Source organism: Streptomyces katrae, from assembly GCF_002028425.1.
Taxonomy (GTDB): Bacteria; Actinomycetota; Actinomycetes; order Streptomycetales; family Streptomycetaceae; genus Streptomyces; species Streptomyces katrae_A.
Genome location: NZ_CP020042.1, coordinates 221595 through 234921, shown reverse-complemented (window position 1 = coordinate 234921; position 13327 = coordinate 221595). Strand labels below are relative to the sequence as shown.

Below are 13327 nucleotides of genomic sequence, written 5' to 3'. Positions count from 1 at the left end.
GGGCCGGCCGCCGGCGTCCGTCTCAGCCCTCGCTCGTGGCCGCGGCGCGCACCACGCGGCCGCGCACCGCGAACCAGCCGGCGACCAGCCCCGCGCCGATCAGCGGAACGCACAGCACAGTGGTGCGCGCGGCCCCTCCGTCGGCGTACATGAGGACCAGGACGGAGGCGAGGAAGGCCAGCGTCACGACTTCGGTCCACGGGGAGCCGGGCAGGCGGTACGCGGGGCGGGTCAGTTCACCGTTACGGGTCTTCCGCCAGAAGAGGAGGTGGCAGACCATGATCATGCCCCAGGTGGCGAGGATGCCGATCGCGGCGAGGTTGAGCACGATCTCGAACGCGTCCGCCGGGACCACGAAGTTGAGCCCGACGCCGAGGACGCACATGCCGCTGGTGAGCAGGATGCCGCCGTAGGGAACCTGGCTACGGCTCAGCCGCGCGGTGAAGCGCGGGGCGGAGCCGCTGACGGCCATCGAGCGCAGGATGCGGCCGGTGGAGTAGAGGCCGGAGTTGAGCGAGGACATGGCCGCGGTGAGGACGACGAGGTTCATCACGTCGCTGGCCGCCGGGACGCCGATGTGGGAGAGCACGGTCACGAAGGGGCTCTGGCCGGCGCTGTACTTGTTCCACGGCATCAGCATCGACAGCAAGACGACCGAGCCGACGTAGAAGAGGCCCACGCGCCACATGATCGAGTTGATCGCCTTCGGCATGATCTTCTCGGGGTTCTCGGTCTCACCGGCCGTGACGCCGACCAGTTCGACGGAGGCGTAGGCGAAGACGACGCCCTGGACGACCAGCAGCATGGGCAGCAGGCCGTTGGGGAAGATCCCGCCGTTGCCGGTGATCAGGGCCGGGCCCGGGACGGTGCCGTCGACGGGGTGCCGGGTGGCCAGCAGGAAGATCCCGATCGCCATGAAGAGGACCAGGGCGCCGACCTTGACGATGGCGAACCAGAACTCCAGTTCGCCGAAGATCCGCACCGAGATGAGGTTCACGGTGAGGACCACGGCCAGGGCTATGAGCGCGATCACCCACTGCGGGACGTCGGAGAACAGGCGCCAGTAATGGGTGTAGGTGGCGACCGCGGTGATGTCTGCGATGCCGGTGGTCGCCCAGTTGAGGAAGTACATCCACCCCGCGGTGTACGCGCCCTTCTCCCCGAGGAACTCCCGGGCGTACGAGACGAAGGCGCCGGAGGACGGCCGGTACAGGACGAGCTCGCCGAGCGCTCGCACGACGAGGAACGCGAAGATCCCGCAGACGGCGTAGGCGACGAACAGTGAGGGACCGGCGTTGGCGAGGCGTCCGCCCGCACCGAGGAAGAGGCCGGTGCCGATGGCCCCGCCGATGGCGATCATGTTGACGTGCCGGGGTTTCAAGGACTTGCTGTAGCCGGTGTCCCCGGCATCGACGTGACGGGTCGTGGGGCGCTTCTCGTCTTTGAGGAACTGCTCGCTCACGCCTCGGGTCTGCCTTCCGTAGGGGTGGCCGTGCGCTGGGGGCGCACGATGTCGGTGAGGGTCGTCTCGACCCGCAGGAGGTGGTGGGACATGGCCTCCACCGCGTCGTGCTCGGATCCGTCGACCAGCGCCTCGAGGATGGCCCGGTGCTCGCAGTTGGACTGCTCGCGCCGGCCGCCCAGTTCGTTGAGGAAGGTCGACTGACGCGCCAGTGCGTCGCGGATCTCCTCGATGACGCGGCGGAAGACGGGGTTGCGGGACGCCTCGGCCACCGCCAGGTGGAAGACGGTGTCCATGGCGACCCACGCGGTGGTGTCGGTCTCCTGCTCCATCCGGTCGAGCAGATGGCCCAGATGGTCGAGGTCCTCCGGGGTGCGGCGCAGCGCGGCGTACCCGGCGACCGGGATCTCGACATGCCGGCGCACTTCCAGCAGGTCGCTGGCGGCGTAGTCGCCGAAGGTGGGGTCCTCGACCGTGTTCGCCAGGACGAACGTCCCCTTGCCGCTCTTGGAGACGGTCAGGCCCATGGCCTGCAGGGCCCGGAGGGCTTCCCGCAGCACGGGGCGGCTGACCTCGAGGGTCCGGCACAACTCGGCTTCGGAGGGGAGCTTGTCGCCCACGGCGTAGTCACCGCGCTCGATGGCGCTGCGCAGGTGGCCGAAGACCGCTTCCATCGCGCTGACGCGCCGCGGGAGGGGGCCAGCTGTCTGGCTGTCTGACAGGTTCACGCTGTGATCTTGCTGGGTGCGCCGCAAGGTGTCAAGAGACCTGGATCGGGGGGGCCGGGACCGCAGGGCTTCCTGCTCCACGGCTCTTCCGTCCTGCCGTGTGCGCCGGTCCGGTGCCTGCGGAGGAGCCCGCAGCAGCCACCAGGGCCCGCACGACCGGCGCGTCGCCGCCCGTCTCCGGGTGCCACTGGACGCCCACGGCGAAGCGGTGCCGGCTGCTCTCGACCGCCTCGACGGTGCCGTCCGCCGCGCGGGCGGCGACGACCAAGCCCGTGCCGAGCCGGTCCACCGCCTGATGATGGTGCGTGGCGACCTGGCGGGTCCCCGGCAGGAGGGAGCCGATCCTGGTCCCGGGGACGGTGGTCACGGCGTGGGGGCAGAAGTGGCCCCGGTGGGGGTTGTGGCCGTGGTGGCCCACGCTGTCGGGCAGGTGCTGGACGAGGGTGCCGCCCGCGTGCACGTTCATCAGCTGCATCCCCCGGCACACTCCGAGCACGGGGATGTCCCGGGTGAGGCCGGCGGCCAGCACGGCCCGCTCCCACTCGTCGCGCTCGCGAACCGGCGGCCCGGTACGCGGATGGGGCACGGCGCCGTACAGGGCGGGATCCAGATCCTCGCCCCCCGTCAGGACGATCGCGTCCAGGCGCTCGACGACGTCGGCCGCGGCCTCCGGCGCGTCCGGCGGAAGCAGCACCGCGCGGCCGCCCGCCGCCCGGACGCAGTCCGCGTAGGCCGAGGGCAGCACTGCGGCGGGCAGGTCCCACTCGCCCCACTGTGCGGTGGTGAGGTAGGTGGTGAGGCCGATGAGTGGTGGGTGTGACATACCACTTCCTTTCGGGGCATGAGGGATGATCGTCGACGGCCGGAGCCGCACAGTCCGCCCGGCCACGGCAGGCTGCAGCGGGCGGCGGAGGCGGTACGGGTGAGGGCGCCGTGACGGCGGGGGAGGGGCGTTCGCGGCCCGGGAGCGCAGGCTTGCGTTTTTCTCGCCGCGAGCAAGAATCCTGCTGGCGTTCGTCTTCCATCACAAGAAAACACATCTTCGCGACAGATAAGTGAGCCTTAACTCCGTGCACGGACTCGACCCCCGCCTGCTCGCCACCCTCGAAGCCGTCGTACGGCACGGCTCCTTCAGCGCCGCCGCACGCGAACTCGGCTACAGCGCGCCCGCCGTCTCCCAGCAGATCGCCGAACTCGAACGCCGTGCGGGCCTGAGGGTGCTCGAGCGCCGCCCCGTGCGCGCCACACCGGCCGGCGAAGTCCTCCTCGACGCGGAGCAGGGCGTCCGCAGTGCGCTGGCGGCCGCGTCGGTCGAACTCGGCGCCATACGCGCCGGTACGGCCGGCCGCATCCGCCTCGGTGCCTTCGCCTCGGCCGCCACCAGCATCGTTCCGCAGGCGCTGGCCCGGCTCCACGCGGCCTACCCCCACGTGCAGGTCAGCCTCAGCCAGCTGGAGCCCGAGGCCGGCTACAACCGTCTCAAGCGCGGGGACATGGACCTGGCCCTCAGCTACGACTACGACTTCATCCCCGTCCCGCCGCCCAGGATGCTGCGCCGGACGCTGGTCGCACGGGATCCGGTGGTGGCCGTTGTCCCGGTGCACCACCGCCTCGCCGACCGGGAGGTCATCGACCTGGCCAGCCTCGCGGCGGAGACGTGGATCGCGGCTCCGGAGGCCGCGCTGCGCCTGGAACTGCTCTCTCAGATGGCCAACGCACCCGGCTTCCAGGCCCGCCTGCAATACGAGGGGGACGACTTCAACACCGTGCTCGGGTTCGTCGCCGCCGGCCTGTGCGTGGCCGTCATGCCGCGACTCGCCCTGCCCCTCGCCCACAGCCAGGTCGTGGCCCGCCCCCTGGCCGAGCCGCAGCTGACGCGCTTCATCTACGCCGTCCGCATCGACACCCGGCATGCCCCGCGCGCCGTCCTGGACCTGGAACAGATGCTCGCCGCGCAAGCGCTGGCCGCACTCTCGTAAGTGAACGGATCGTGGAGGCCGCGTGAAAAACGGCCAACTTGACGCCGCCTGCACGCGCGTAGACCTCACCGACACGCCGGACGTCCCACCGTGTCCGACTACCGGACACGGTGGCTGAAAGTTAAACTATTGTGTGGCGGGCGCACTACGTTTGCCGCGGTTGACGTTCCACCGAGAGGAAACCCCTCATGACCGCAGCCGCCGGCGCGCCGGGAACGGCCCGCATCCTCACCGGCTACCGCCCCGAGGACGGCTTCATGGCCGCAGAGCTGGACCCGCCCCCGGCCGAGTATGTATGGCACGACGAGAACGCCGAGCACCAGGACCAGCGTTACGGCCCGGGAGCGGGCTACCGCCAGTGGCTGGCAGTGGACGCGCGCGACGGCGCCGTCTGGTTCGGCGACACCGACTGGCGGGCCCCGCGGGAATCCCTCGGCAGCCGGCTCCCCGGCCTCCCGCGCAGGGCACTCGGCGACGGCGCCATCCCCGGACCGGGAATCATGGTGCAGCTGCTCGGCCACCTGACCCACGACGAACAACGCGGCTGCACCTGGCACTTCTTCACCGCCGACGAACTGCACGCGCTCGCCCTGCGCGTACTGCCAGCCGTGCAGCGGCTCGTGGACTCGGTCCACCGGACAGGCCCCGAAGGCGAGCTGGAGTGGTCGGCCGAGGCGGCCACCGCGTGGGACGACATCGAGCAGGCCGCGACCCCCGCCTTCGACCCCTCCGGGAAACTCCTCTGGCCCAGGCCCCGCATGACCCCGGTCCCGGCCTGGCGCATCGAGGTCGGCGCCTTCCTGGCCGCCAACCCCGAGCTGTGCGACCCTTCCTGGGGCCTGGCCACGGACGCCGAACTCGACGCCTACGCCGACTACAGTCCCCAGGACGGCTACGGCGGCGTACCCGGCCGGGTGTGCCGCGCCGCAGGCCGGCAGATGGAGGACGGTTTCACCTTCTACGGCCACCGTGCCGCCCTGTACGCCTACCGGGCACGGGCCTGCGGCGACCGTACCCCGACGGACGCCCGCGCCTGGCTGGAGACGACAGAGGCCGGGCGGGACACGTGGGAGGCGGCCAAGCCCCTCGGAGCCACCCTCGCCGACGTCCCCGACTGCGCGCTGGCGGCCCTGGCCGAAAGGTTCCAGAACGCCGCGCACGAACACGGGCTGGCCTTGACGGGCCTGGCCGCCCATCTGCGGCGGCTGCGCGACGAGGAACGCTCCGCCGTCGACCGGCAACTCGTCCACGAGGGCGAGGAGGTCGAACGCCTCGAGAACATGCTCAAGGACTTCCGCGCCGCACGTAACCGCACCGTGACGCGCATCCTGGCCTGGTCCGACGGCCGCGGGGACGCGGAGATCGCCCGCCTGGCCTCCATCCCCGACGCAGACGTCGGCGACTGGAGGGCCCGCCTGACCGACGACCAGGGCGGCCGGCCCACGGAAGGCCCCCCTCCCGCCCCGTGACCCGGCAAGGCCGGAGACGGCCGCCGCGGGAAGGAGACAGCGGTGTCCTGCGCCCGCGCCCGCGGCGCGCCTCAGGCCTGCACGGGGCCGAGCGGGTCCTGTTCCCCCACGACCACCGCCCGTAACGACACCAGAAGCAATCACGCCGTTACTCTGCGTGCATGCCGAATGCTCAGGCGCAGTTGAAACTGCGAGAAGTGCCAGGCTGGGCGGTGGGGCTGTGCCTGTTCGGGCTCGCCGCCGGTCTCTCGATGGTCCTCTGGTACGGGGCGGCTCCGCCGTTCGGGGCCAGGCCCTCGGGGGACGGCGAGCTGCTGCTGCAGTTCGCGGCGACCCCCGCACGGGCCCGCGCCATCGTGAAGGCCGGAGGCGGTGCCGGCCTCTTCCAGGACGGGCTCGTGCTGGACTGGCGCTGGTTCATCCCCGGCTATGCGGCCGCCCTCGCGGGGGCGTTCGGGCTCGGGCACCTGCTGCTCTACCGCAAGGCCACGCGGCTGTGGGCCCTTCGAGCCCTCTTCCTCACCCCCGTGGCGGTGGCGGCGGACTGCGTGGAGAACGTCTTCCTCTGGCAGGCCCTCAACCGGATCAAGGCCGACCCGAACGGTCCCGTACCGCCCCGGGCCGCCCTCCTCAGCGGAGGCCCCGAGCATGATCTGGAGCGGAACCTGCAGTGGGCGAGCCACTTCGCCCAGCTGAAATGGGCGCTGGTCATCCCGCTGGTGGCAGCCGCCCTCCTGACCGTCGTCACCCTCTGCTCCCGCCGCGTGCTGGCCCCCTCCCTGGTGAGGGGAACGACCGAAGACCGCCCCCGTCCCGTCGTGGAGTACGCCGATCAGCCCGCCGCGGACCGGACCGGCCTGCCGGACGTGATCCTCCCGCCCGCCGCGCCCCACGACTGGGAACCCCTGTCCGAGTGGACCGCACCCGACCCGGCCAGGCCACACCTCGCCGCAGACCCGCCGGACAGCGCGTCGGCCCACTGGCGCAACCGCCGTTACCAGCCGCCCTCCCGCAAACCCGGGGAGCTCGGCTTCTGCGTCTCCGGCGGCGGCATCCGGTCGGCGTCGGTGGCCCTCGGCGCCCTGCAGGCGCTGCGCGCCGAACTGCTCGAGGCCGACTACCTGGTGTCGGTGTCCGGCGGCGGGTACACGGCCGGCGCCTTCCAACTTGCCCTGACCGACGCCCGGTTCGTCGATGCCGAGGGGAACCCTTCGGTACCCCGGCCCGGCCTCGCACGGCCCGCGGACGCCTTCGCGCCGGGCAGCCCGGAGGAGGACCACGTCCGCCGCCACGCGAAGTACCTGGCGGACGCCCCCAAGGAGAGGGTGCACGCCGCCGGGGCGGTGCTGCGGGGGATGGCCGTCTCCTTCGGCATGCTGGCCCTGCTCTTCACCGTCGTGGGCCAGTGCCTGAACGCGTTCTACTCGCGGCTGCCGCTGACCGACCTCCACCGCTTCGTCCCACGGCCGAAGGTGTTCGTACCGACCTGCCAGAACCCGGCGCTCCCGGTGTGTCCCGGTCCGCCGGAGACCTTCCTGCCGCCCTTCCACCTGTACCCGAACGCCTGGCAGCCCGTCCTCGTCCTGTTCGGCCTGGCCGGCCTGGTGTCGGTGGCCTTCGCCTTCGGCGGATCCTGGACCAAGGCGTCCCGCCCCGCCTGGCTGCGCAGCGTCGTGAAGGCGATCGTGTGGATGGCCCTGGTGGTCGCCTTGCTCTCCATCGTCCTCCCTGCGGTGATCTGGTTCTTCGCCTGGCTCGCACACGAGCAGGGGGTGGTGTACAGCGACGGCAGGGGGCTGTCCGTGCTCGCCGCGCTCACCGGGGCCGCGACCGCCGTCGGCACCTGGTTCACCGTCGTGCACAAGACGGTGAGGCAGCTGACGCCCGGCGGCGAACTGACCGGCCCGCTCCGCAAGGGCGGCGGGCCCTCCCTCGTGGTCCAGGTCGGCGGCGGCTGGGTGAAAGCCGCGGTGTGCTGGCTGGTGCTGTTCCTGGTCGCCTTCTTCTACCTCGCCCTGATGACCTGGACGGCCGTCTACGCGGGCACGTGGAACATCTGGTGGAAGGCCGGGATCCCGATCGCCCTGATCGTGCTGTCGCTCGTGATCGACCAGACCACCTTCAGCCTTCACCCCTTCTACCGCCAACGGCTGGCAGGTGCCTTCGCCGTCCGCCGCGCGGTGCTGAAGGGCGGCTCGGTGGGCGCCCTGCCGTACGACTACAACCACGAGCCGACCCCGCTGCACCCCTACGCACAGCGGGTGGACGGCTTCCCCCAGGTCATCTTCGCCGCTTCGGCGGCCGTCTCGCTGCGCAACCGGACCGCGCCCGGGCGCCCGGCCGTGCCCTTCACCTTCGCGTCCGACTACTGCGGTGGCCCCGACACCGGCTGGGTCCGCACCGAAACCCTCCAGGCGACGGCCCCGGAGCTGATCGGGCGCGACCTGACCGTGCAGTCCGCCGTCGCCGTGTCAGGAGCGGCCTTCGCCTCGGCGATGGGCTCCCAGACGATGTTCATGGAGCGGTTGCTCGCCCTGTCCAACGTACGGTTGGGCACCTGGGTTCCGAACCCCCTCTACATCGCGGAACTGGCGAAGTACGGACCCGACCGGATCATGCCGCGGCTGCCCCGGGTACGGCGGCTGCGGTACCAGCTCCAGGAACTGGTGGGCTGGTTCTCGGACACCACGCCCCTGCTGCTGTGCACCGACGGCGGCCACTTCGACAACCTCGGCCTGGTCGAGATGCTGAGGCTCCGCTGCCGGACCGTCTACGTCATCGACGCCTCCGGGGACACCCCGCCCCTGGCCACTACCCTCGCCCAGGCCGTGACCCTCGCCTACGAGGACCTCGGGGTGAAGATCACGTTCAACAGGGAGCCGGGCCGCAACCTGCTGGACCTGGTACCCGGCAGCGGGAAACCCCTCGCGCCCGAGGCGCCGATGGCCGCCCTGAACGCCCGCTTCTCCGCCACCTGCGTGGTGCGCGGCACGATCGAGTACCCGGAGGAGGTCGAGTTCTCGCCGGGCACACCCAAGGCCACGAAGGGGACGATCATCTTCGTGAAGGCCACCCTGACCCCCGACATGCCGGAGGACCTGCTGAGCTACGCCCTGCGCGAGCCGGCCTTCCCCCGCCAGGCCACCTTCGACCAGTGGTTCGACCACGCCCAGTTCGACGCCTACCGCGCGCTCGGCTACCACCTCGGCACCAAGGCCAGAGACCTCCGCCCCGACACCCCGGAGGCGTAGCCGCCCGCCATCTCCCCTCCGAGGGGGCCGTGTCCGACGGTCCGGGGGACGGGTGCTCCCGGCAGGAGGCGCGACCTATGCTGCCGAAGTCAGCCGCCGCACCTCAACGCAGGAGGACAGCAGATGACCGGCCACGACTCCCTCGCGGACAGCGGAATCCGGGATCCCTTCGACACGTTGCACCGCGCCCTGTGGATCGGCGGCGGCCAATGGGCCGGAAAGTCGACCGTGGCCCGGCTCCTGGCTGTCCAGTACGGCGTCACCGCCTATCACTACGACTACCACGACGCCCGCGGTCACAACGACCGCCGGATCGCCCGTCGCCTCAGCCTCGGCGAGCCCGCCACCGAACCAGACCTCGACAAGGTGTGGGTCCACTCCACCCCGCAAGAGATGGCCACCGAAACCCTGGCCGGCTTCCCGGCCCGGTTCGAGTGGGCCCTGGACGACCTGCGCGCACTCGTCTCGGGCCACCCGATCATCGCCGAGGGCTGGGGACTGCGTCCTGAACTGGTCGCACCCCTCATCGACTCCCCGCGCCGGATGGTCGTCATGGTGCCCACGCCGGAGTTCCGCCGTCACCAGCTCCGCGAACTACCCCGAGCCGCCTCGCTCGGGCACCGCGTCAGCGATCCGCTCCGCGCCCAGGCCAACCGCCTCGCTCGGGATCACCTCGTCGCACAGGACGCCGTCCGCACCGCCCACCAGCTCGGCATCCGCGTGATCGAAGTCGACGGTTCCCGCGACGCCGCCGCGACCGCGCAGACCGTCGCCGACCACTTCAGCCCCTACCTCCCGCGCCTACACCGCGAGGCTTGATCACCACCAGCATTCAGCCACGCGAACTTCCGTGCCGGCACCTGCGGGTGGGGGATACCGTGGCGGTAGGACGTCATGGAGGAGGAGAGCGTGAGCGCGCAGCCCGAGGGGATCCCCGTACCGCCACCCGCCCCTGCTGCGGCCGCCCAACTCCTCGCCCGCCTGCGCGAGGAGCGCCGTGCCGAGACCTGGGTGCCGGCGTTCGAGCGGGACTGGGCCAAGGCCCTGGAGGACTCCCGCCACACCTACAGCCTCACCCCGCTCCACGACGTCGTACGTACCTGGCAGCTGCGTCTCGCCGCGGCCCCGGCCGTCGACGCCTACTTCGACTCCGGCCGCGACGAGACCGGCTTCCTGGCCCTCGACGACGTCCTGGGCGTACGCCGGTGACCGGCCGGCCCTGGGCGGTACGCCTGTCACCGCAGGCCGCGAAGGTGATCACCGAGCTGCCCGGGCCCGCCAAGGAGATGGTCCGCGACGTCCTGGACATCGCGGCGCGATCCCCGTGGGGCTGGCCGCAGTGGAACACCGGCGACCCCGAAGGCGAGGACGTCCGCGCCGCATCGGTAGGGCAGCTGTCCGTCGTCTACGTGGTCAACCGCCTCACCCGGCACCTGTCGGTCCTGGACGTCATCTGGATCGGTTAGCCTCGGTCGCTCGTAGGGGGCGGGATACGTCGCAGCAGCGAACGGGGGAAGGGGACAGGGGGGGCCATGACGAGCGGGCACCAGACTCACACGGCAGGCTCCGGCCGGCAGCCGTTGCAGACGCGCGCCCTGACCCGTGAGGCCGGGCGGGCACGGCAGCTCCTGGCCGCCGGGGAGTGGCGCCCTGCCGCGGCGGACTCCGAAGCAGCGGCACGCGTCCTGGCCCGCCTCACGGCACCGCTCCCGACCCGGCAGGCAGCGACCACACGGACACTGGCCACGGACCGGGACCGGCGCCTCCAACGCATCCTGCGGACCACCCTCCACCACCTCGACGCAGGCGCAGTCAGCCCGCCCGCAGCCGCCCTCCTGGCCGCCGTCGCCCGGGCCTTCCTCCCGTGGCACACCACCCCGAACCCGCCGCCCGCAGCGGCGGCCCCCAAATACGGGACCCCGTTGGGCACAGCGGACGGCCCGGCCGTGCCCCCGACAGAAGCGGGCGAGGCCCTGCTCCCCGACCTGATCGCACTCTTCGCCGCGCTGGCCTCGGCGAGCCCACCCGGGACCGTCCCGCTCACGCCCCCGGTCGAGCCCTGGCACGTCCCGTACACGGGCCGCTTCCGGCGTTACGGCAGACCCTCTCCCGACGTGTGGACGGCCGAGACCATCGGTTGCCCGGCATGCGAGGGCAAGGCCGGCCCGTGGACGGTGACCTGCGACTGGCGCCTGATCTCGTTGGGCTGCCAGTGCGGGGCGGTGACCCACCAGCACGGCCTTGCCTTCTCCGAAGTCTGGCTCCTCCTGCCCGACCTGTGACCGAGGTGGAGCGGTGGATCGGCGATCACAGCACGGCTAGCTCCAGTCGATATCCGCCAGGCTCTCCAGTGGCGTCCGCTCCTGCAGCGACTCGGGCACCACGAAGGTGTCCGCCTCGTTCATCACGGTGGGGAAGCGGATGTGGGCCTGCTCCTGTATCTCGGCGACCTTGACCTGGAACACGCGGAACTCGTCCAGTTCGAGGGATTCGGGCAGGACCAGGTTCTGCGCCAGCAGGAACGCCTTGGCCTTGAACGTGCCCTGTTCGGAGAAGACGATGATCTTCCAGAACGCGCGGGGGATCCGCACTCCGCGGAACTCCCGGTCGTCGTCCTGGAAGACCGGCCCGCCGAAGACGCTCACCTTGAGGTCCTCGACGTCGACGTCGGCGAACACCGCGTCCTCCAGCCTCCCCCAGAGGCCGTTGCGCTTGCTCTGGTTGAAGTCGTCCATCTGCGGAGTGATGTTGGTGTAGAAGAACGAGTCGTGGTTGGCCTTCTGGGCCTCCGGCAGCGGGCCCCAGCAGAGGTCGGCGCGGCGGGCGATGTGGCCGCGGTCGAGCCGGTTGGCGGCGCCCTTGTACAGCGCGTTGTCGACCTGGTCCTCCGCCGGCACGCGCGGGTCCTTGACGAAGTCGATCCCCTTGCGGTTGAGGGCCTTGAGGGCGCCGCCGTCGATGTTCCACGCCACCCAGATCGCGAAGCGCCGCGGCTTGCTCAGCGCCAGCGAGAAGTGGGTGTACGGGATCACCTCGGAGCCGCCGATCCGTACGGCGGTGCCCTTGATCGAGGGGTTGAGCGACGGGGTGGGCACCGGCACGGAGAGGAACCCCGGGTCGTACCCGGCGGTCAAGGACTCCAGGGAGGCCGCGGCCGGGGGATCCAGGGTGACCTTCAGCTGTTCGAAGACCGCGCGCGGGAAGCAGGCCAGCGCCCGGTCCACGGGGTCGGACTCGTCCTCGCCGCCGAAGTGCAGGCCGGCCAGTACGTCCGAGGGCCTGCCGGACCGCGTCTTGAACATCCAGGCCGAGCCGGAGTCGCCGTGCGTGCTGATCTCCCCGCCGGGTGCCACGTGGCGGGGGTCCGGGCCGATCTCGAAGCACTCGATCTCCTTGGTCCCGACCGGCGGGCCGTAGGGGACGCGGACCTTGGCGAAGGGGCGGGTGACGATGCCGTGCGTGACGCCGGTGGTGCGGCCGGACTTGACGACCTTGTCGTCGATATGGGGCTCGCCGAGCTGTTTCGGTGTGACGCCGAGGCCGAGGATGTCGGTGTCGACGCCGCGTTCGGTGATGGTCGAGACGGCGCAGTCGCCCGCGGTGCCGAGGTGGGCGCGCCGCAGCACGCCGACGCGGTTGGCGGCGAACCGGCTGTCGTCGTCCGTGCCCGGCTGGACGACCTCGTCACCGGCCGTGCCCTCGCGGCCGTTCAGCACGTGCCAGTTGCTGAGCAGACAGGTGGCGCCGTCGTTCTTGTCGAAGACGATGCAGCCCAGGGTGCCGGCGTGCAGGCGGACGCTGCCGACGCTCACTCCGGGGCGGACCGGGTCGACGCGCTTTTGCCGCTCCGGGGTCTGTGCCTCGGGGACGACGAGGAAGTGCGGCTGGTAGCTGCGTTCGATCACGTCGGTGCGCAGGGTCCGGCCGCCGCCGAGGTCGATGACAGGGGGGATGGGCGTGGTGTTCAGCGGGGCCAGGCCCTCCGGGGTCACCTTGGTGTCGACGGTGAACTGGAGGGTGAGTTCCTTGGTCCGCCGCCCCTTCGTCTCCCGGTAGCCGATGCCGATCGAGGAGATGTTGGGGTCCTTGAGGTATCCGGACCCGTGGGTACGGATGTACTGCTTGGCCGAGGCGATGAGCTGTTCCTGCCCGTCCGCCCTGGCGGCGGCCCCGGAGGCGGCGGACGTACGCTTCTTGGCGGTCATCGGGGTCTCCTTCCGTAAAGGAGTCGGGTCCCCGAGTTGGTTGAATCGGAAGCGAACTGACGCGCCGCGAGCAGGCGCGGGCGCTCGCCGTACGCGTGTACGTCCAGCCTACGGCGGGGCCGCGGGGCGAGCGCGCCGAGCGGTGGGGTGCGCCCCGGCGGTGGTGCCGTCATGGGCTTTCACCCTGCCGCCCCGGCGGGCGAGGGCCGTCCGGCCGGTGCTCTGCCTTCACA

Annotated in this window: 11 protein-coding genes; 7 read left to right on the top strand and 4 right to left on the bottom strand. The window is 71.5% G+C overall.

Annotation, left to right across the window (positions count from 1 at the left end; translation table 11 throughout):
* Positions 1 to 22: 22 nt before the first annotated feature.
* From B4U46_RS01280 to B4U46_RS01270, 3 genes are all read right to left on the bottom strand, one after another.
* Positions 23 to 1462, bottom strand: a complete 1440-nt coding sequence (locus B4U46_RS01280) for an amino acid permease (protein WP_079423269.1) — start codon at positions 1460 to 1462, stop codon at positions 23 to 25.
* Positions 1459 to 2136 (bottom strand): FadR/GntR family transcriptional regulator, encoded by a 678-nt coding sequence (locus tag B4U46_RS01275; protein ID WP_079423267.1) that lies wholly within the window; start codon positions 2134 to 2136, stop codon positions 1459 to 1461. Before B4U46_RS01275 ends, B4U46_RS01280 begins: the two co-directional genes overlap by 4 nt.
* An 85-nt stretch (positions 2137 to 2221) precedes the next feature.
* Positions 2222 to 3013 carry a gamma-glutamyl-gamma-aminobutyrate hydrolase family protein gene (locus B4U46_RS01270; RefSeq protein WP_079423265.1) on the bottom strand — a complete coding sequence of 264 codons (792 nt, stop codon included), beginning with the start codon at positions 3011 to 3013 and terminating at the stop codon, positions 2222 to 2224.
* A 247-nt stretch (positions 3014 to 3260) separates the two neighbouring features.
* On the opposite strand from B4U46_RS01270, the gene B4U46_RS01265 reads away from it, so the two are divergent.
* The 7 genes from B4U46_RS01265 to B4U46_RS01235 all read left to right on the top strand — a co-directional run bounded on the left by B4U46_RS01265 (position 3261) and on the right by B4U46_RS01235 (position 11171).
* A complete protein-coding gene (locus B4U46_RS01265) occupies positions 3261 to 4169 on the top strand; it encodes a LysR family transcriptional regulator (protein ID WP_159036858.1) in 909 nt (302 codons plus the stop codon).
* 188 nt (positions 4170 to 4357) lie between these two features.
* The gene (locus B4U46_RS01260) at positions 4358 to 5638 is read left to right on the top strand and encodes a hypothetical protein (RefSeq protein ID WP_079423261.1); all 1281 of its coding nucleotides are present in this window, start codon (positions 4358 to 4360) and stop codon (positions 5636 to 5638) included.
* 161 nt (positions 5639 to 5799) lie between these two features.
* The gene (locus tag B4U46_RS37195) at positions 5800 to 8889 is read left to right on the top strand and encodes a patatin-like phospholipase family protein (protein WP_159402051.1); all 3090 of its coding nucleotides are present in this window, start codon (positions 5800 to 5802) and stop codon (positions 8887 to 8889) included.
* A gap of 123 nt (positions 8890 to 9012) precedes the next feature.
* On the top strand, positions 9013 to 9708 hold the full coding sequence (locus B4U46_RS01250) for a hypothetical protein (protein WP_167747560.1): 696 nt from the start codon (positions 9013 to 9015) through the stop codon (positions 9706 to 9708).
* A gap of 90 nt (positions 9709 to 9798) precedes the next feature.
* Positions 9799 to 10098 (top strand): DUF6247 family protein, encoded by a 300-nt coding sequence (locus B4U46_RS01245; RefSeq protein ID WP_079431480.1) that lies wholly within the window; start codon positions 9799 to 9801, stop codon positions 10096 to 10098.
* Complete coding sequence (locus tag B4U46_RS01240) at positions 10095 to 10355, top strand: hypothetical protein (RefSeq protein ID WP_079423258.1); 261 nt, start codon at positions 10095 to 10097, stop codon at positions 10353 to 10355. Before B4U46_RS01245 ends, B4U46_RS01240 begins: the two co-directional genes overlap by 4 nt.
* 66 nt (positions 10356 to 10421) lie before the next feature.
* Complete coding sequence (locus B4U46_RS01235; protein WP_079423256.1) at positions 10422 to 11171, top strand: hypothetical protein; 750 nt, start codon at positions 10422 to 10424, stop codon at positions 11169 to 11171.
* Positions 11172 to 11207: 36 nt separating this feature from the next.
* Here the strand turns inward: B4U46_RS01235 and B4U46_RS01230 are convergent, their stop codons facing one another.
* On the bottom strand, positions 11208 to 13094 hold the full coding sequence (locus tag B4U46_RS01230; protein WP_079423254.1) for a DNA/RNA non-specific endonuclease: 1887 nt from the start codon (positions 13092 to 13094) through the stop codon (positions 11208 to 11210).
* Positions 13095 to 13327: the final 233 nt, after the last annotated feature.

What these genes read in the sequence shown, in the direction of transcription:
- B4U46_RS01275 (WP_079423267.1), bottom strand. Translation starts at nt 2,136, where the DNA reads ATGGAAGCGGTCTTCGGCCACCTGCGCAGCGCCATCGAGCGCGGTGAC.
- B4U46_RS01270 (WP_079423265.1), bottom strand. Translation starts at nt 3,013, where the DNA reads ATGTCACACCCACCACTCATCGGCCTCACCACCTACCTCACCACCGCA.
- B4U46_RS01260 (WP_079423261.1), top strand. Translation starts at nt 4,358, where the DNA reads ATGACCGCAGCCGCCGGCGCGCCGGGAACGGCCCGCATCCTCACCGGC.
- B4U46_RS37195 (WP_159402051.1), top strand. Translation starts at nt 5,800, where the DNA reads ATGCCGAATGCTCAGGCGCAGTTGAAACTGCGAGAAGTGCCAGGCTGG.
- B4U46_RS01250 (WP_167747560.1), top strand. Translation starts at nt 9,013, where the DNA reads ATGACCGGCCACGACTCCCTCGCGGACAGCGGAATCCGGGATCCCTTC.
- B4U46_RS01235 (WP_079423256.1), top strand. Translation starts at nt 10,422, where the DNA reads ATGACGAGCGGGCACCAGACTCACACGGCAGGCTCCGGCCGGCAGCCG.
- B4U46_RS01230 (WP_079423254.1), bottom strand. Translation starts at nt 13,094, where the DNA reads ATGACCGCCAAGAAGCGTACGTCCGCCGCCTCCGGGGCCGCCGCCAGG.